The 17,745-nt window shown below is 62.2% G+C and carries 13 protein-coding genes; 11 read left to right on the plus strand and 2 right to left on the minus strand.

Annotated elements, in window-relative coordinates:
• Positions 1–69 precede the first annotated feature (69 nt).
• On the minus strand, positions 70–504 hold the full coding sequence (locus ACSSVH_RS01585) for a YkgJ family cysteine cluster protein (protein WP_032862271.1): 435 nt from the start codon (positions 502–504) through the stop codon (positions 70–72).
• A 240-nt stretch (positions 505–744) separates the two neighbouring features.
• On the opposite strand from ACSSVH_RS01585, the gene ACSSVH_RS01590 reads away from it, so the two are divergent.
• From ACSSVH_RS01590 to ACSSVH_RS01615, 6 genes are all read left to right on the plus strand, one after another.
• The gene (locus tag ACSSVH_RS01590) at positions 745–3,195 is read left to right on the plus strand and encodes a glycogen/starch/alpha-glucan phosphorylase (RefSeq protein WP_169955653.1); all 2,451 of its coding nucleotides are present in this window, start codon (positions 745–747) and stop codon (positions 3,193–3,195) included.
• A gap of 156 nt (positions 3,196–3,351) precedes the next feature.
• The gene (locus ACSSVH_RS01595; RefSeq protein ID WP_492633988.1) at positions 3,352–6,423 is read left to right on the plus strand and encodes a DUF2339 domain-containing protein; all 3,072 of its coding nucleotides are present in this window, start codon (positions 3,352–3,354) and stop codon (positions 6,421–6,423) included.
• Entirely contained in the window at positions 6,423–7,760 is a 1,338-nt protein-coding gene (locus ACSSVH_RS01600; RefSeq protein WP_492634688.1) for a DUF3999 domain-containing protein, read from the plus strand. The genes ACSSVH_RS01595 and ACSSVH_RS01600 overlap by 1 nt, the downstream gene beginning before the upstream one ends.
• A 112-nt stretch (positions 7,761–7,872) precedes the next feature.
• Positions 7,873–8,886 (plus strand): class 1 fructose-bisphosphatase, encoded by a 1,014-nt coding sequence (locus ACSSVH_RS01605; RefSeq protein WP_032862268.1) that lies wholly within the window; start codon positions 7,873–7,875, stop codon positions 8,884–8,886.
• Positions 8,887–9,125: 239 nt separating this feature from the next.
• Positions 9,126–9,380, plus strand: a complete 255-nt coding sequence (locus ACSSVH_RS01610) for a lipoprotein (protein ID WP_038445326.1) — start codon at positions 9,126–9,128, stop codon at positions 9,378–9,380.
• A 30-nt stretch (positions 9,381–9,410) separates the two neighbouring features.
• Positions 9,411–9,980: a lipocalin family protein gene (locus ACSSVH_RS01615; RefSeq protein ID WP_032862264.1), complete on the plus strand. Its 570-nt coding sequence runs from the start codon at positions 9,411–9,413 to the stop codon at positions 9,978–9,980.
• 206 nt (positions 9,981–10,186) lie between these two features.
• Here the strand turns inward: ACSSVH_RS01615 and ACSSVH_RS01620 are convergent, their stop codons facing one another.
• On the minus strand, positions 10,187–11,551 hold the full coding sequence (locus tag ACSSVH_RS01620) for a formimidoylglutamate deiminase (RefSeq protein ID WP_492633989.1): 1,365 nt from the start codon (positions 11,549–11,551) through the stop codon (positions 10,187–10,189).
• A 78-nt stretch (positions 11,552–11,629) separates the two neighbouring features.
• Between ACSSVH_RS01620 and hutC the strand changes: the two genes are divergently transcribed.
• From hutC to ACSSVH_RS01645, 5 genes are all read left to right on the plus strand, one after another.
• Entirely contained in the window at positions 11,630–12,409 is a 780-nt protein-coding gene (gene hutC / locus ACSSVH_RS01625) for a histidine utilization transcriptional repressor HutC (protein ID WP_169955658.1), read from the plus strand.
• A complete protein-coding gene (locus ACSSVH_RS01630) occupies positions 12,406–12,966 on the plus strand; it encodes a HutD/Ves family protein (protein ID WP_432754919.1) in 561 nt (186 codons plus the stop codon). Before hutC ends, ACSSVH_RS01630 begins: the two co-directional genes overlap by 4 nt.
• Before the next feature lie 392 nt (positions 12,967–13,358).
• Positions 13,359–15,044 carry a urocanate hydratase gene (gene hutU, locus ACSSVH_RS01635; protein WP_492633990.1) on the plus strand — a complete coding sequence of 562 codons (1,686 nt, stop codon included), beginning with the start codon at positions 13,359–13,361 and terminating at the stop codon, positions 15,042–15,044.
• Positions 15,045–15,208: 164 nt separating this feature from the next.
• Positions 15,209–16,678, plus strand: coding sequence for a purine-cytosine permease family protein (locus ACSSVH_RS01640; protein ID WP_492633991.1), 1,470 nt, complete (start codon positions 15,209–15,211; stop codon positions 16,676–16,678).
• Positions 16,679–16,746: 68 nt separating this feature from the next.
• Positions 16,747–17,715: an ABC transporter substrate-binding protein gene (locus ACSSVH_RS01645; RefSeq protein WP_492633992.1), complete on the plus strand. Its 969-nt coding sequence runs from the start codon at positions 16,747–16,749 to the stop codon at positions 17,713–17,715.
• Positions 17,716–17,745: the final 30 nt, after the last annotated feature.

The raw sequence follows: 17,745 nt of genomic DNA on the forward strand, positions 1-17,745 counted from the left end.
TTGAGGATGAACGCGATCAACTGTGGGAGCTGGCTTGCCTGCGATGGCGATCTGTCAGGTAACCAACATTTAGAACTTGTCGAGCGTGCGCAACTTGGTCTCGCGCACCACTTCCTTGGGCTTGTACGCGCAATACCCTGGGCGCGGCCCGATCTTGGGGTGATTGCGGCAGGTATCCGGGCGCTTGTCATAAATAGTGCAGAAGCGCGTCTTACGATCCAGGTACAGGCAATCGTTGTTGCTCATGCGCTGCAGGGTAAAGATCTCGGACTTGGAGTTGAAGCGCTCGACGATGCCTTCCTTCTGCAAGCGCTTGGCGATGTTCTTTGGCGGGTCGCCACGCTCGAATTCATCGACGATGCCAATACGGATCAAATCCTTGATCTTCACCTCAACCGGCAGGGTGCAGCAGTTGGACGTGCAGCCGCCGCACATGTGGCTGGAGTATTTCTGCCACGTTTCGAGACGGTCGAGTTCCGCGGCGGCGATCAGTTGAGGCTTCATCAGGTTTCCAAGAGGGGCTTTGTCCGGGCGCGCGATCATACCGGGATTGGTGATTTTTTGAACAATATTTTGCGGGTTTCGGCTCAAAGGCTGCTTGGTGGCGTAAACGGGCACGGCCCCTGCATCTAAAACCTGCATGCGTGAATGAGTGAAAAAACTGCCGAACCGTCAGCCATGCCATGGGTCAGACCGTCTAGGCTCTAGGATTTCCCTTCTTCTATCTCGCCCGAGGTCGCACCGATGTCTCAGGAACCGCTTGTACGAGAAGCAGAGGTAGCCGCGTTTCGCGATGCTGTCTTGACCAAACTCACTTATGCGGTGGGCAAGGATCCCGATCACGCCTTCGACCATGACTGGTTCGAAGCCATTGCCCTGGCGGCGCGCGACCACATGGTCGACCACTGGATGGACCACACCCGGCACATCTACCGGCGTGGGCAGAAGCGGGTGTATTACCTGTCCCTGGAGTTCTTGATCGGCCGTTTGCTGTTTGACAGCCTGAGCAACCTCGGCCTGCTGGAGGTGGCGCGCGAAGCCCTCGGCGAGCTGGGTGTGGACCTGGAGCGCATCCGCCTGCTGGAGCCCGATGCGGCCCTGGGCAACGGTGGCCTGGGCCGCCTGGCCGCGTGCTTTATGGAAAGCATGTCGACCCTGGGCATTGCCGGCCATGGCTATGGCATTCGTTATGAACACGGGCTGTTTCGCCAAGCGATTGTCGATGGCTGGCAGCAGGAGCAGACCGAGCGCTGGCTGGATTTCGGCAACCCCTGGGAGTTCGAGCGCGCCGAAGTGATCTACCCGATCGGCTTCGGCGGCAGCGTCGAGACCGTGCTGGATGCGTCCGGCAAGTCGATCCAGGTCTGGTCGCCCAATGAAACCGTGCGCGCGGTGGCCTACGACACCCCGGTAGTCGGCTGGCGCGGTGCCAGTGTGAACACCTTGCGCCTGTGGCGTGCGCGAGCTGTCGAAGACCTGCACCTGGAGCGCTTCAACGCCGGTGACCATTTGGGCGCCGTTGCCGAAGTGGCCCGTGCCGAAAGCATCTCCAGGGTGCTTTACCCGGCCGACAGCACCGAAGCAGGGCAGGAATTGCGCCTGCGCCAGGAATACTTCTTCGTCTCGGCTTCCCTGCAAGACCTGCTGCGGCGCCACAAAAACATGCACGGCTCGGTGCTGAGCCTGGGCGAACACGCGGCCATCCAGCTCAACGACACCCACCCGTCCATCGCCGTGGCCGAGTTGATGCGCCAATTGGTCGACCTGCACGACATCGCCTGGGATGCGGCCTGGCAGGTTACGGTGGAGACGCTTTCCTACACCAACCACACGCTGCTTCCCGAGGCTCTGGAAACCTGGCCCGTAGGCCTGATGGAACGCATGCTGCCCCGGCATATGCAGATCATCTACCTGATCAACGCCCAGCACATCGATTCGCTGCGGGCCAAGGGCATCCACGATTTCGACGTGCTGCGCGCAGTGTCGCTGATCGAAGAAGACAACGGTCGCCGCGTGCGCATGGGCAACCTGGCGTTCCTTGGCTCCCACAGCGTCAACGGCGTGTCCGGGCTGCACACCCAGTTGATGCGCAGCACGGTGTTTTCCGAACTGCACAAGCTCTACCCCGACCGTATCAACAACAAGACCAACGGCATCACCTTCCGCCGCTGGCTGTTCCAGGCCAACCCCAAGCTCACCGCGATGCTGGTAGAAGCCCTGGGCCCGGACATTCTCGACAACATGGAACAGCGCCTGGTGGAGCTGGAAACCTTTGCCGAGAAGCAGGCGTTCCGCAAGGCCTTCGCCGAGCAGCGCCTGCACAGCAAGCGCGTACTGGCCGATATCATCCATGAGCGCCTGGGGATCTCGGTCAACCCGGCGGCGATGTTCGATGTGCAGGTCAAGCGCATCCACGAGTACAAGCGCCAGTTGCTGAACCTGCTGCACACCGTCGCCTTGTACCAGGCGATTCGTGCCGAGCCTGAGGTGGATTGGGTGCCGCGGGTGAAAATCTTCGCCGGCAAGGCGGCGGCCAGTTATCACCAGGCCAAGCTGATCATCAAGCTGACCAACGACATCGCGCGTACGGTCAATAACGACCCGACCGTGCGCGGCCTGCTCAAGGTGGTGTTCCTGCCCAACTACAACGTCAGCCTGGCGGAAAACATCATTCCGGCGGCGGACCTGTCAGAGCAGATCTCCACCGCCGGGTTCGAGGCCTCGGGCACCAGCAACATGAAGTTCGGCCTCAATGGCGCGCTGACCATCGGCACCATGGATGGCGCCAATGTCGAGATGCACGAGCGCATCGGCGGCGAGCACATGTTTATCTTCGGCCTCAGCGCCGAGCAGGTTGAAGCGCGCAAACAGGCGGGTGAATTCAATGCCGGCCCGGATATCGCGGCCTCCCATCGCTTGAACGACGTGCTGCAGGCGATTCGTGGCGGGGTGTTCTCGCCGGACGATCCGGGGCGCTATGTGGGGTTGATCGACTCGTTGATCGCCTATGATCGCTTCCTGGTGTGTGCCGATTTTGATGCCTACTGGGACGCCCAGGCGCGGGTCGAGGCCCATTGGCATGACTCCAAGGAATGGTGGCGTTCAGCGGTGCTCAACACCGCGCGTACCGGGTGGTTCTCGTCGGACCGTACCATCCGCGAGTATGCGACCGAAATCTGGAAAGCCCTGGACTAAACGCCGCAGGAGCAAAATGTGGGAGCGGGCTTGCTCGCGATAGCGCTGCGTCAGTTAGCAAATAGGTGACTGATGCACCGCTATCGCGAGCAAGCCCGCTCCCACATTGGTTATGCGTCTATATACTGGGCCTCGGTTTGCTTAGGGATTTGGACCATGCAATGGATGTTCATGCTCATTGGCCTGGTGCTCGGCTGGGCGCTGGATGAATCGTTTAGTGATGCAGGCTTCGGTGCACTACTGGGTTTGGGGGTTGGCCAGGCCATTCGCCTGTCGAACCTGGGCAGTGCCGTAAAGGCGCTGGAACAACGCCTCGCGGTGCTGGAAAAGCCGCCTCAGGTCGAACCGTCCAGGGCCGAACCCGCGCCCGCCCCAGAGCTGGTCTGGGAGCTGCCCGCCGAACTGCAATCCACCCCTGCTCCCGAACCGAGCCAACCGCTGCCGGACGACCTGTGGAAACCGGCCGCCGTTGCCCGCGAAGCTGAACCCGAAATCCCCCGTAGCCCCAACCTGATCGAACGTGCCATCGGCGCCGCGCGCAACTGGCTGCTGGGTGGCAATACCGTGCTGCGGGTCGGCGTGGTGTTGCTGTTCTTGGGCCTGGCATTTTTGCTGCGTTATGCCACCGAAGGCATGGTGGTGCCGATCGAGATGCGCTACGCCGGTGTCGCCGCCTGCGCCCTGGGCTTGCTGGGCTTGGGTTGGTGGCTGCGCCTGCGCCGGGGCAGTTACGCGCTGATCCTGCAAGGCACGGGCATTGCCGTGTTGTACCTGACGGTGTTCGCCGCCATGCGCCTGCACCCGCTGCTCGATCCGGGTGCGGCGCTGGGCCTGCTGGTGGCGGTAACGGTGTTTTCGGCGATCCTGGCGATTACCCAGGACGCCATCGGCCTGGCCTGCGCCGCAGCCCTCGGCGGGTTTGCCGCGCCGATCCTGGCGTCCACTGGCGAAGGCAGCCATGTGGCGCTGTTCAGTTACTTCGCCCTGCTCAACGCCGGGATCCTCGCCATCGCCTGGTTCAAGGCCTGGCGCCTGCTCAATGTGATTGGCTTTGCCGGCACCTTCGGCATTGGCTTCGCCTGGGGGATTCGTTCCTACACCCCGGAACTGCTGTGGAGTACCGAGCCGTTCCTGATCCTGTTCTTCCTGATGTACCTGGCCATCGGCCTGCTGTTTGCGCGGCGCAAACTCCTGGAAACCCCCGACGCCCCGGCCGATGACAGCCGTGGCGCGCTGCTGCGCTGGTCGGCGGCCAAGGGTGATTATGTGGATGGCGGCCTGCTGTTCGGCCCGCCGCTGGTGGCGTTTGGTTTGCAGTTCACCTTGGTGCAACACCTGGCCTTCGCTCCGGCATTCAGCGCACTGGCGTTGGGGATCATCTATATGGTCCTGGCGCGTGTGCTCAGCGGTGGGCGCACCGTGTTGCTGGCAGAAACCTGCCTGGCCCTGGGCGTGATCTTCGCCAGCCTGGCGATCCCCCTGGGCCTGGATGCGCGCTGGACCGCCGCAGCCTGGGCGGTGGAAGGCGCTGGCATCCTCTGGCTTGGCCTGCGTCAGCAGCGAGCGTTGGCGCGCGGGTTCGGCTTGCTGTTGCAACTGGGCTCGGCGCTGGCGTTTCTCAGCGAACTGGACGTGGGCGAACACACGCTGCTGGACGGCGCGGCGCTGGGCGCCTTGTTGCTCGGCGTGGCGTTGCTGTTCAGCTTCCAGCAACTGCGCACGGCCGCGCTGGAGCAGACCTCGAAGTGGGAGCGTCAGGGCTTGCCGGTCCTGGCCGGCCTTGGCCTGGGCTTTGTGTATCTATTGGCACCGTTGCTGGTGGCCGAGCAGGGCACCGCGATCAGTTGGGCGCTGGCCGGGCTGGTGACGGTGTTTGTCGGCTGGCAGATCGCTTCGCGCACCTTCCTGTTCTGCGCGCTTGGCGTGCAAGTGCTGGCGGGGGCGTTGCTCATGCTCACGTCATGGGGCGGCGAAGAACTGCCGGCGTTCCGGCATATCGGTTTCTGGGCGCCGATGCTGGTGGGGTTGGCCGCATTTGTCGGCGCCTGGCGCTTGCAGGGCAGTGATCGACGGCTCAAGTTGCCCCATCTTTCCAACGGCCTGCTGGCCTGGGGCGCGGCGTGGTGGGTATTGGCGCTGAACCATGAAGTGCTGCGCTTCACCCCGCCAGAGTTGCAAGCCGCGTTCCTGTTGGCGGCGGCTTCGGCCAGCGCGGCGTTGTGGATGTTGCTGGCGTTGCGCCTGCGCTGGGCCGCGCTGGGTACCCTCTGCCTGTTGCTGATGCCAGCGGCGGCGCTGGTGGTGCTGGTGTCGTTGCATCGCTATTACCACCCGGCGGCCGAATTGGGCTGGTTGGCCTGGCTGGCGGTGTTCGCCGTGCATTTCATCGCGCTGCGTTATTTGGCCGACCTGGCGGCGGCAAAGGCCCTGAGCGTCGCCCATGTGCTGGGCTGCTGGATGCTGATCGGCATGCTCGCCCTGGAGCTGCGCTATGGCCTGTTGGTGCTTTCGGTGCACTACAACGCCTGGCGCTGGCTGGGCTGGGCGGTTTTCCCCAGCCTGTACCTGATAGCCGTCGCTACGCCGCGTCAGTGGCCATGGCCGATATCTGCTTATGCGCGTGAATACCGCCTGCTGGCCGCGCTGCCGCTGGCCGCGCTGATGCTGGTGTGGTTCTGGCTGGCCAATATTTTCAGCGACGGCACGGCCAGGCCATTGCCCTATGTGCCGTTGCTCAACCCCTTGGACCTGGGCCTGCTGTTTGCGCTGCTGGGCGTGTACCTGTGGGCGCGCAGCGCGGCGCCGCAACTGGGCAGCCGCACCCCGTGGATTGCCCAGGGCGTTGCCGGGGTCTCGCTGTTCGCCTTTTTCACCGCATTGGTGATGCGCGCGGCGCACCATTGGGGCGGCGTGCCGTTTCATCTGGATGCGTTGCTCGACTCAATGTTGGTCCAGGCCGGCCTGTCGATTGTCTGGACCCTGATTGCCCTGGGCCTGATGATCGGCGGGCACCTGCGCAATCGCCGGGAAGTGTGGCTGGTCGGCGCGGTGCTGATCGGCGTAGTGGTCGCCAAGTTGTTCCTCGTGGAGCTGAGCAACCGTGGCGGGCTGGAGCGGATCGTGTCGTTTATCGGCGTGGGCGGGCTGTTGCTGGTGGTGGGCTATTTTGCTCCGCTGCCGCCCAAACGCAGTGAACCCGAGGTTCAAACCCAAGGAGCGTCCTCTTGATCGGCAAACTGAGTATTGCACTGGTGGGCCTGTGCGCCGCGTTATCGGCGTCGGCCGCAGAAGGCCTCGCCGACTTCACCACCCAAGTGCCGCTGACCGTCAGCGGCGACGGCCCCTGGTATCGCCTGGAGTTGCCGCTGGCGGTGCAATTGAGCGCCAGCCAGGCGGATCTCGGTGACCTGCGGGTGTTCAACGCGGCGGGCGAACCCCAGGCATATGCATTAGTGCGGCAGTCGGCCGCAAGCGCAAACAACCGGGCCCGGCTGAAGGGCTTCCCGCTCTATGCCGCCGACAATGCCAGCGACAGTGTGCCCAGCGTGCGCGTGCAATCCAGCGCCACGGGCACCCTGGTGCAGGTGCAGCCGTCCAGCGAGGTGCCGACCGGTGCGCAGGTGCGCCGTGGCTGGTTGCTCGATGCCAGTGCAGTCAAGGCGCCGTTGCAAAAGCTGATCCTCGACTGGCCCGCCGAGCACGAGGGTTTCCAGCGTTTCAGCATCGAAGCCAGTGACGATTTGCAGCAGTGGCGCTCCTGGGGCGACGGGCAGGTGGCGCGCCTGGCATTTGCCGAGGATCGGGTGGAGCAGCGTGAAGTCGCCTTGCCAGGGCAGTCGGCGCGCTACCTGCGCCTGCTATGGCAAGGCCAGGCCGCGCCCGAGTTGACCTCCATTGAAGTGCAAAGCACCAGCAGCCTGCCGCTGTCGCTGGTGTGGTCCGAGCCTTTGGCCGGCAGCACCCTGGAGCCTGGGCAGTACAGCTGGCAGCTGCCTGGGGTGTTGAATATCGAGCGGGTGCGCGTTGAGTTGCGCCAGCCCAACAGCCTGGCGCCGGTGGGGCTGCAAGGGCGTCAGGACAGCAAGCAGGCATGGCAGCCGTTGAGCCGTGGTTTGCTCTATCGCTTGGCGCAAGGCGGGCAAGAAGTCACCCAGGATCAACTGCAACTGCCGGGCTATCCGGTGCGGCAGCTCAAGCTGGAGGTGGACGAACGGGGCGGTGGCCTGGGGGCGCAGGCGCCGGCGTTGAGTTTTGCCGTGCGGGCCACGCAAGTGGTGTTCCTGGCGCGGGGCGAACCACCATTTACCCTGGCGCTGGGCAACCCGTCGGCCAAGGCCGCGAACCTGGCACTGACCACCTTGATTCCCGGCTACACCCCGCAGCGCCTCGCGAATCTGGGCCAGGCCCGGGTCGATGGCGCGTGGCGCGCCAGTACACCGCCTGCGCCAAATGCCGCAGGTACCCACTGGAAGACAATCGGCCTGTGGGCCGTGCTGTTACTGGGCGTCGCGGCACTTGGGGCGATGGCCTACAGTCTGCTGCGCAAGCCGCCGGCCAGGCCCTGAGCCGGGGCTTACATGAACTCTGTCAGGCTTATCTCGTCTGATAGGAGGAAATGCGCCCCGACTCGCGCTAAACTGCGCGGGTTTTTAGCCCCCCCATTCTCCGGAGCCGTCCATGTCCCGCGTTACCCTGAGTCGCTATTTGATTGAGCAGACCCGCAGCAACAACACCCCTGCCGATCTGCGCTTCCTGATCGAAGTGGTGGCGCGTGCTTGCAAGGAAATCAGCCACGCCGTGTCCAAGGGCGCGCTGGGCGGTGTCCTGGGCAGCATGGGCACTGAAAACGTGCAAGGCGAAGTGCAGAAGAAACTCGACGTGATTTCCAACGAAATCCTGCTCGAAGCCAACGAATGGGGCGGTCACCTGGCCGGCATGGCGTCCGAAGAAATGGACAATGCCTACCAGATCCCGGGCAAATACCCTAAAGGCGCGTACCTGCTGGTATTCGACCCACTGGACGGCTCGTCGAACATCGACATCAACGCGCCAGTCGGCACCATCTTCTCGGTGCTGCGTTGCCCTAACGAATACCTGAGCCAGAACGAAGCGCTGAACGAAAAGGCCTTCCTGCAGCCAGGCACCGAACAGGTTGCCGCTGGCTACGCGATCTACGGCCCGCAGACCATGCTGGTGCTGACCCTGGGTGATGGCGTCAAGGGCTTCACCCTGGACCGCGAAATGGGCAGCTTTGTGCTGACTCACGAAGACATCTCCATTCCTGCCTCGACCCAGGAATTCGCGATCAACATGTCCAACCAGCGCCACTGGGAAGAACCGGTCAAGCGCTACGTCAACGAGCTGATGGAAGGCGAAGAAGGCCCGCTGAAGAAAAACTTCAACATGCGCTGGGTGGCCGCGATGGTTGCCGACGTACACCGCATCCTGACCCGTGGTGGCCTGTTCATGTACCCACGCGACAGCCGCGAGCCGTCCAAGCCGGGCAAACTGCGCCTGATGTACGAAGCCAACCCGATGTCGTTCCTGGTTGAGCAGGCGGGCGGTGCCTCGACTGACGGCCACCAGCGCATCCTCGACATCCAGCCTGAAGGCCTGCACCAGCGTGTGGCGGTGTTCCTGGGGTCCAAGGAAGAAGTGGCGCGTGTGACCGGTTACCACAAGAAGGCTTAACGCCTTCTGTAGGAGCGAGCTTGCTCGCGAAAGTATTCCAGGCGCATTGCTGCGTTGGCTGTACCTTTTTCGCGAGCAAGCTCGCTCCTACAGTGAACCTTGCACGTCAGATCAAGCCCCGAAACGTTTCAGCGATTCGGGGCTTTTTTTGTTTTTGCCTTGCGGGAACCAGACCCCCCTTTTCCCTTCTAAGCTTCTGGCAGACCCCCACTGCTGCGTGTCCCTCCAGGAGCTCTACCATGTCGTTACGCCGTCTCGCCCTCTTGTGCTTTTGCGTGCTGTTGGCCGCTTGCAGCAAGGTCACCCAGGAAAATTACCAGAAGCTCTCGGCTGGCATGGCCAAGGCTGAAGTGGAGTCGTTGCTGGGCAAGCCCACCGATTGTTCTGGCGCACTGGGCATGTCCAGTTGCACCTGGGGCGATAAAAACAGCTTTATCAGCGTGCAGTACGCCGGTGACAAAGTTCTGATGTTTTCCGGGCAAGGCCTGAAGTAAACCGGGGCGCAAGCCTGCGGGAGAAGAAGAATGATGCGTTTCGTTTTATACCTTTGCGCCAGCCTGTTTTTGGCAGGCTGCGCCAGCCATTCTGGCGATGATCTGCAACCCAAGACTGTCGGCAGCGTCAACCTCAAGCGTTACCAGGGCACCTGGTACGAACTGGCCCGCTTGCCCATGTATTTCCAGCGCAACTGCGCGCAATCCGAGGCCCGCTACTCCCTGTTGCCCGATGGCGACATGTCAGTGTTCAACCGTTGCCTGACCACCGAGTGGAAGTGGGAAGAAGCCAAGGGCACGGCCACGCCGCAGGTACCGGGCAAGACCGACAAGCTGTGGGTCGAATTCAATAACTGGTTCACCGCGTTGCTACCGGGCGTGGCCAAGGGCGATTACTGGGTGTTGTATGTCAGCGATGACTACAAGACCGCGATCGTCGGCAGCCCGAGCCGGCGTTATATGTGGCTGCTGTCACGCACGCCGACCGTCAGCGCCGACACCCGTGAAGACCTGCTGAGCCGGGCGCGCCAGCAGGGTTACGACACCACACGGTTGATCTGGCGTACGTCGGACAAACAGATGGCCAAGACCTCGCAGTAACCCGAAACAAGGTCGAGTAAAGAAGGGCGGGCATGCCATAAAGCCCGCTCTTTTTTTTGCTGGTTTTTTGCAAAACCAGAAGGGCATCACATTACCCAATGTGGGAGCTGGCTTGCCTGCGATGGCGGCGGGCCAGTCGATGACGATTTCGACTGAAACACGGCTATCGCGGGCAAGCCCGCTCCCACAGGGGTTATGTGTTGTTCTTAAGACAGTAGGTCTTTGAGGACTTGCGTGAAGGCCCGGCTGCTCTCTTCCTCGCCCGCATGATGCCCATCGCGCACCACCCACTGGCCGTTGACCAGCACATCGCGCACCTGCCGGTCCCCTCCAGCAAACAACCAGCGATTAAGAATGCCATCCTCATGGGCCGTCGCCAGGTACGGATCATTGCCATCGAGCACCAGCCAGTCCGCACGCTTGCCGACTTCCAGGCGGCCAATCGGTTGCCCCAGCGCCTGCGCGCCGCCGTCCAGGGCTGCGTCATACAGGGTGCGGCCGACCATCGGTTGATCGCTGCGATACAGCCGGTTTCGCCGCTGGTCGCGCAGGCGCTGGCCGTATTCCAGCCAGCGCAGTTCTTCGACCACGCTCAAGGACACATGGCTGTCCGACCCAATCCCCATGCGCCCACCCTGGGCCAGGAAGTCCACCGCCGGGAAGATCCCGTCGCCCAGGTTGGCCTCGGTGGTCAGGCACAGCCCGGCGATCGCCCGGCTGTTGGCCATCAATGTCACTTCGTCGGGGTTGGCGTGGGTGGCGTGCACCAGGCACCAGCGCTGGTCGACGTGCACATTGTCATACAGCCATTGCAGCGGGCGCTTGCCGCTCCAGGCCAGGCAGTCATCGACTTCCTTTTGCTGTTCGGCGATGTGGATATGCACCGGGCAGGCCTGGTCGCTGGCGGCCAGCACTGCGCTGATCTGTTGCGGCGTTACCGCGCGCAATGAGTGGAAACACAGGCCCAGTTGCTGGGCCGGTTGTGCCGCCAGGATCGGTTGCAGGCGCGCTTGCAGCTCCAGGTAGTTATCGGTGCTGTTGATAAAGCGGCGCTGGCCGTCGTTCGGCGCCTGGCCGCCAAAGCCCGAGTGGCTGTAGAGCACTGGCAGCAAGGTCAGGCCGATCCCGCTGCTGGCCGCGGCCAGGCTGATCTGGCGCGACAGTTCGGTGGGGTCGCTGTAAGGCTGGCCGCTGATATCGTGGTGCACATAGTGGAACTCGGCGACCGAGGTGTAGCCAGCCTTGAGCATCTCGATATACAGCTGGCGCGCGATGACCTGCAATTGCTCGGGGCTGATCTGGCCGACCATGCGGTACATCAGGTCACGCCAGGTCCAGAAGCTGTCATTGGGGTTGCCGGCGACTTCCGCTAGCCCCGCCATGGCCCGTTGGAACGCATGGGAGTGCAGGTTCGGCATGCCCGGCAACACTGGGCCTCTCAGTCGTTCGGCGCCGTCTGCGCTGGCATTGGCCGTCACGTTGGTCAGCAGGCCATCGGCGCTGACTTCAAGGCGTACATCAGTGGCCCATCCATTAGGCAGCAGCGCGCGTTCGGCAAAGAAAGCGGACATGATCAAGGCACCCCGGTCGTGTGTTTATTTGTATATACATATACAGACGTTTGCCTGCTCGGTAAACTCCGGCAATCTATGCATCTTTTCCTCCTGCAAGGATTCCCCGTGCCGACTCCGCCCGCCAAGTCCCCGCTGGCTGCCCACATGGACGAAAGTCCGGCGCCCTTGTATGCCCGCGTCAAGCAGATGATCAGCCAGCAGATTCTCAACGGCAACTGGCCGCCGCACTATCGTGTGCCGTCGGAAAGCGAGTTGGTCAACCAGTTGGGCTTCAGCCGCATGACCATCAACCGCGCCCTGCGGGAGCTGACCGCCGAAGGTCTGCTGGTGCGCATGCAAGGCGTCGGCACCTTCGTTGCCGAGCCCAAGAGCCAGTCGGCGCTGTTCGAGGTGCATAACATCGCCGATGAGATCGCCTCCCGCGGCCATCGCCACACCTGCAAGGTGATTACCCTGGGCGAGGAGGCTGCTGGTTCCGAGCGCGCCGTGGCCCTGGAAATGCGTGAAGGCGGGCGGGTGTTCCACTCGCTGATCGTGCACTACGAAAACGATATCCCGGTGCAAATCGAAGACCGTTTCGTCAACGCCCTGGTCGCCCCCCAGTACCTGCAACAGGATTTCACCCAGCAAACCCCCTACGCCTATCTCAACCAGGTGGCGCCGCTGACCGAGGGTGAGCATGTGGTGGAAGCGATCCTGGCCGACCCACAGGAATGCAAGCTGCTGCAGATCGAGGCGGGCGAGCCGTGCCTGCTGATTCGCCGGCGCACCTGGTCCGGGCGCCAGCCGGTGACCGCTGCGCGGCTGATCCACCCAGGTTCGCGGCATAGCCTCGAAGGACGCTTCAGCAAATGAGTGCAGTCAAGGTCTGGCGCGCCGCCGATTACGTCCGCATGCCGTGGAAAAACGGCGGTGGCAGCACCGAAGAAATCACCCGTGATGCAGGCTTTGGCCTCGACGGTTTTGGCTGGCGCCTGTCGATTGCCGACATCGGCGAGTCGGGTGGTTTTTCCACGTTTGCCGGGTATCAGCGGATCATCACCGTGATCCAGGGTGCCGGCATGGTGCTGACGGTGGACGGCGAAGAGCAGCGCGGCCTGCTGCCTCTGCAGCCGTTTGCCTTCAAGGGTGAAAGCCAGGTGGCGTGCCGCCTGATCACCGGGCCGATTCGCGACTTCAACCTGATCTATTCGCCCCAGCGTTACCACGCACGTTTGCAATGGGTGGACGGGGTGCAGCAGTTTTTCAGTACCGCTCACACCGTGCTGGTGTTCAGTGTGGCCGATGAGGTGAAGGTGCTGGGCGAAGTGCTGGGCCATCATGATTGTTTGCAGGTGGACGGTAACAGTGACTTGCTGGATATCGGCGTGACAGGTCGCTGCTGCCTGATCGAACTGACCGCACGCGATTAAACCTGTGGGAGCTGGCTTGCCTGCGATTGCGGTGTGTCAGACAAATGGCTATCGCAGGCAGTCCAGCTCCCACATGGGTTATGTATAGGCTGCACAATCTGTTTCCAGTCCCGCACCAAGTTGTTACCGAATGCCCCAGCATGGCGCAATACCCTGCTTTTGTAACAACTCCCCAACTGTCCAAACCAGTGCTTTAAGAAATTTCATCAAGCCTCGAAGCCTTGATTTCCGAGGCCTGCACGCCCACCACAAAAAAATCTTAAGCTCTCTCTCATCAAGTTGGCCGCTCGATTGCATATGCTTGTATGTACAAGTAAAGGTGTGTGCATAAGAGTCGCTAAACATCCTCTTCGCACCATCGTGTTCGCGCATCGATTGCTGAGGAGTTTTTTGTGACTGACTTTTCCCAGAACAAGCCTACCAAGTACCGCGACGTTGAAATCCGCGCCGCCCGTGGCAACACGCTCACCGCCAAAAGCTGGCTGACTGAAGCGCCGCTGCGCATGCTGATGAACAACCTCGACCCGCAAGTGGCCGAGAACCCTAAAGAGTTGGTGGTGTACGGCGGTATCGGCCGTGCGGCGCGTAACTGGGAGTGCTACGACCAGATCGTCGAAAGCCTGACCAACCTGAACGACGACGAAACCCTGCTGGTGCAATCGGGCAAGCCGGTCGGCGTGTTCAAGACCCACAGCAATGCCCCGCGTGTGTTGATCGCCAACTCCAACCTGGTGCCGCACTGGGCCAGTTGGGAGCATTTCAACGAACTGGATGCCAAGGGCCTGGCCATGTACGGCCAGATGACCGCCGGCAGCTGGATCTACATCGGCAGCCAGGGCATCGTTCAGGGCACCTACGAAACCTTCGTCGAGGCCGGTCGCCAGCATTACGATTCAAACCTCAAGGGCCGTTGGGTGCTCACTGCCGGCCTCGGCGGCATGGGCGGCGCCCAGCCTCTGGCCGCGACCCTGGCCGGCGCGTGCTCGCTGAACATTGAATGCCAGCAGGTCAGTATCGACTTCCGCTTGAACAGCCGTTATGTCGACGAACAAGCCAGCGACCTCGACGACGCCCTGGCGCGCATCGCCAAGTACACCAAGGAAGGCAAGGCCATCTCCATCGCCCTGCTGGGCAACGCTGCCGAAATCCTCCCTGAACTGGTCAAGCGCGGCGTGCGCCCAGACATGGTCACTGACCAGACCAGCGCCCACGACCCACTCAATGGCTACCTGCCCGCCGGTTGGACCTGGGACCAATACCGCGCCCGCGCCAAGACCGAACCGGCCGCCGTGATCAAGGCCGCCAAGCAGTCGATGGCCGTACACGTCAAGGCGATGCTGGACTTCCAGAAAATGGGCGTACCGACCTTCGACTACGGCAACAACATTCGTCAGATGGCGCAGGAAGAAGGCGTGGAAAACGCATTCGACTTCCCAGGCTTTGTACCGGCCTACATCCGCCCGCTGTTCTGCCGTGGCATCGGCCCGTTCCGTTGGGCGGCACTGTCGGGCGACCCGCAGGACATCTACAAAACCGACGCCAAAGTCAAAGAACTGATCCCCGACGACGCCCACCTGCACAACTGGCTGGACATGGCGCGCGAGCGCATCAGCTTCCAGGGCCTGCCGGCGCGCATCTGCTGGGTTGGCCTGGGCCAGCGCGCCAAGCTCGGCCTGGCATTCAACGAAATGGTGCGCAGCGGCGAACTGTCGGCACCGGTGGTGATCGGCCGTGACCACCTGGACTCCGGCTCGGTATCAAGCCCCAACCGCGAAACCGAATCCATGCAGGACGGTTCCGACGCCGTGTCCGACTGGCCACTGCTCAACGCCCTGCTCAACACCGCCAGCGGTGCGACCTGGGTTTCGCTGCACCACGGCGGTGGCGTGGGCATGGGCTTCTCCCAGCACTCCGGCATGGTCATCGTCTGCGACGGTACCGACGAAGCCGCCGAGCGCATTGCCCGCGTGCTGCATAACGACCCGGCCACCGGGGTGATGCGTCATGCCGATGCGGGTTACCAGATCGCTATCGATTGCGCCAAGGAGCAGGGCCTGAACCTGCCAATGATCAAGTAACGCCTTGTGGGAGCTGGCTTGCCTGCGATGGCATCAGCCCGGTCTGCCTGACAGACCCAGTCGCCCGCATCGCAGGCAAGCCAGCTCCCACATTTGACCTGCTGTGTATTTGAAACATGTTTGAGCCGCACCACCGAAAACAATCCATTAGAGGTTGAATACCCATGGCTGCAAAAGACGCGCGTGCAAGCTCCACCCCGTTGATCGAAAGGCGTTCGATCGACTACATCCCGGAAGCGGAAAGACACGGTCGTCTATTGAGCCAGTTCACCCTGTGGATGGGTGCCAACCTGCAAATCACCGCGATTGTCACCGGGGCCCTGGCCGTGGTGCTGGGCGGTGATGTGTTCTGGTCGTTGATCGGTCTGTTGGTCGGTCAACTGCTGGGCGGCGGCGTGATGGCGTTGCATGCGGCGCAAGGGCCCAGGCTTGGCCTGCCGCAGATGATTTCCAGCCGGGTGCAGTTCGGTGTGTATGGCGCAGCCATCCCGATTGTGCTGGTGTGCTTGATGTACCTCGGTTTCACCGCCACCGGGACCGTGCTGTCCGGCCAGGCGCTGGGCCAGTTGTTTGGGGTCAGCGACAGTGTTGGCATTCTGATTTTCGCCAGTGTCATCGTGCTGGTCACGGTGCTCGGTTACCGGGTGATCCATTTCATCGGCCGTGTCGCCAGCGTCATTGGCGTGATTGCCTTTGTCTACCTGTTCAGCCGCCTGATGAGCCAGACCGACGTTGGCGCACTCCTGCAAATCCGTCACTTCAGCTGGAGCAGCTTCCTACTCGCGGTATCGCTCGCGGCCTCCTGGCAGATCGCCTTCGGGCCCTATGTGGCGGACTATTCCCGCTACCTGCCGCGCAACACGTCCTCGGTGAAAACCTTCCTGGCCGCAGGCGCAGGCTCGGTCATTGGCGCCCAGGTGGCGATGATCCTCGGTGTGTTTGCCGCTGCGATGTCCAACGGCAAATTTGCCGGTAACGAAGTGGCCTACATCGTGGGCCTGGGCGGCACGGGGGCTACGGCGGCACTGCTGTATTTCAGCATCGCGTTCGGCAAGGTCACCATTTCCACGCTGAACTCCTACGGCAGCTTCATGTGCATTGCGACCATCGTCAGCGGTTTTCGCGGGCGCATGGAGGTTTCGCGCATGCAGCGCCTGGTTTTCGTGCTGGCCATCGTCGGCGCGGCGACTCTGATCGCGTTGCTCGGGCAGCACTCGTTCCTCAGTGCGTTCAAGTCCTTCATCCTGTTTTTGCTGGCGTTCTTTACGCCCTGGAGCGCGATCAACCTGGTGGACTACTACTGCATCACCCGCGATCGCTATGACGTGCCGGCGCTGGCCGATCCAAATGGCCGCTACGGCCGCTGGAACCCGCTGGGGATCAGCGTCTATGTGTTCGGGGTGCTGGTGCAGTTGCCGTTCATCGCCACCAAGTTCTACACCGGTCCCCTGGTGGCCAGCCTGGGGGGGGTGGATATTTCCTGGATCATCGGCCTGGTACTGCCCGCCGCCCTGTATTACCTGTGTGCGAAAAAATGGCACGGTGCGATTCCTAAGCGGCTGATCCTGCCGGTAGAGCAGGGCGCTGCACCCCAAGTTACCCCTAAAAACAACGGGCTGAGTGCACAAGCCTGATGGGACGTGGACAAGGCAGGATGCCTTTTGACTGCCGTAATCCATTTCATGATTGGGAGCGTCACATAATGAGAATGCATAAGACCCTGCTGACCCCATTGCTCGCCGCCGGCCTGCTGGCCAGCGCTGGCGCCACCCAGGCGGCCGGCTGGTGCGAGTCGGGCAAGCCGGTGAAGTTCGCCGGCCTGAACTGGGAAAGCGGCATGTTGCTGACTGACGTCCTGCAAGTGGTCCTGGAAAAAGGCTACGACTGTAAAACCGATAGCCTGCCGGGCAATTCCATCACCATGGAAAACGCCCTGGGCAGTAACGATATCCAGATCTTCGCCGAAGAGTGGGTTGGCCGCAGTGAAGTGTGGAAAAAGGCCGAGAAGGCCGGCAAGGTCGTGGGTGTCGGTGCGCCCGTGGTCGGCGCGGTTGAAGGCTGGTACGTGCCGCGCTACGTGATCGAAGGCGACGCCAACCGCAAGCTCGAAGCCAAGGCCCCGGACCTGAAAAGCATCGCCGACCTGGCCAAGTATTCCGCAGTGTTCAAGGACCAGGAAGAGCCCGCCAAAGGCCGTTTCTACAACTGCCCGGCCGGCTGGACCTGCGAGCTGGACAACAGCGAAATGCTCAAGAGCTACGGCCTGGAAAATTCCTACACAAACTTCCGCCCAGGCACCGGCCCGGCGCTGGATGCAGCGGTGCTGTCGAGCTACAAGCGTGGCGAACCGATCCTGTTCTACTACTGGTCGCCGACGCCACTGATGGGCCAGGTGGACCTGGTCAAGCTCGACGAAAAACCCGGCGTGGATAAAAGCGTGACCATCAAGGTCGGCCTGTCCAAAACGTTCCACGAGCAGGCCCCGGAACTGGTGGCGGTGCTGGAGAAGGTCAACCTGCCGATCGACCTGCTCAACCAGAACCTGGCGCGCATGAGCAAAGAGCGGATTGATTCGTCGAAGCTGGCGAAGATTTTCCTCAAGGAGCATCCAGAGGTCTGGCACGCCTGGGTCAGTGAAGACGCAGCCAAGAAAATAGACGCGGCCTTGTAGGCACAGTGCTCCCGGCTACCCTGAACAGGC

It is taken from the genome of Pseudomonas sp. HC1(2025) (assembly GCF_058742075.1).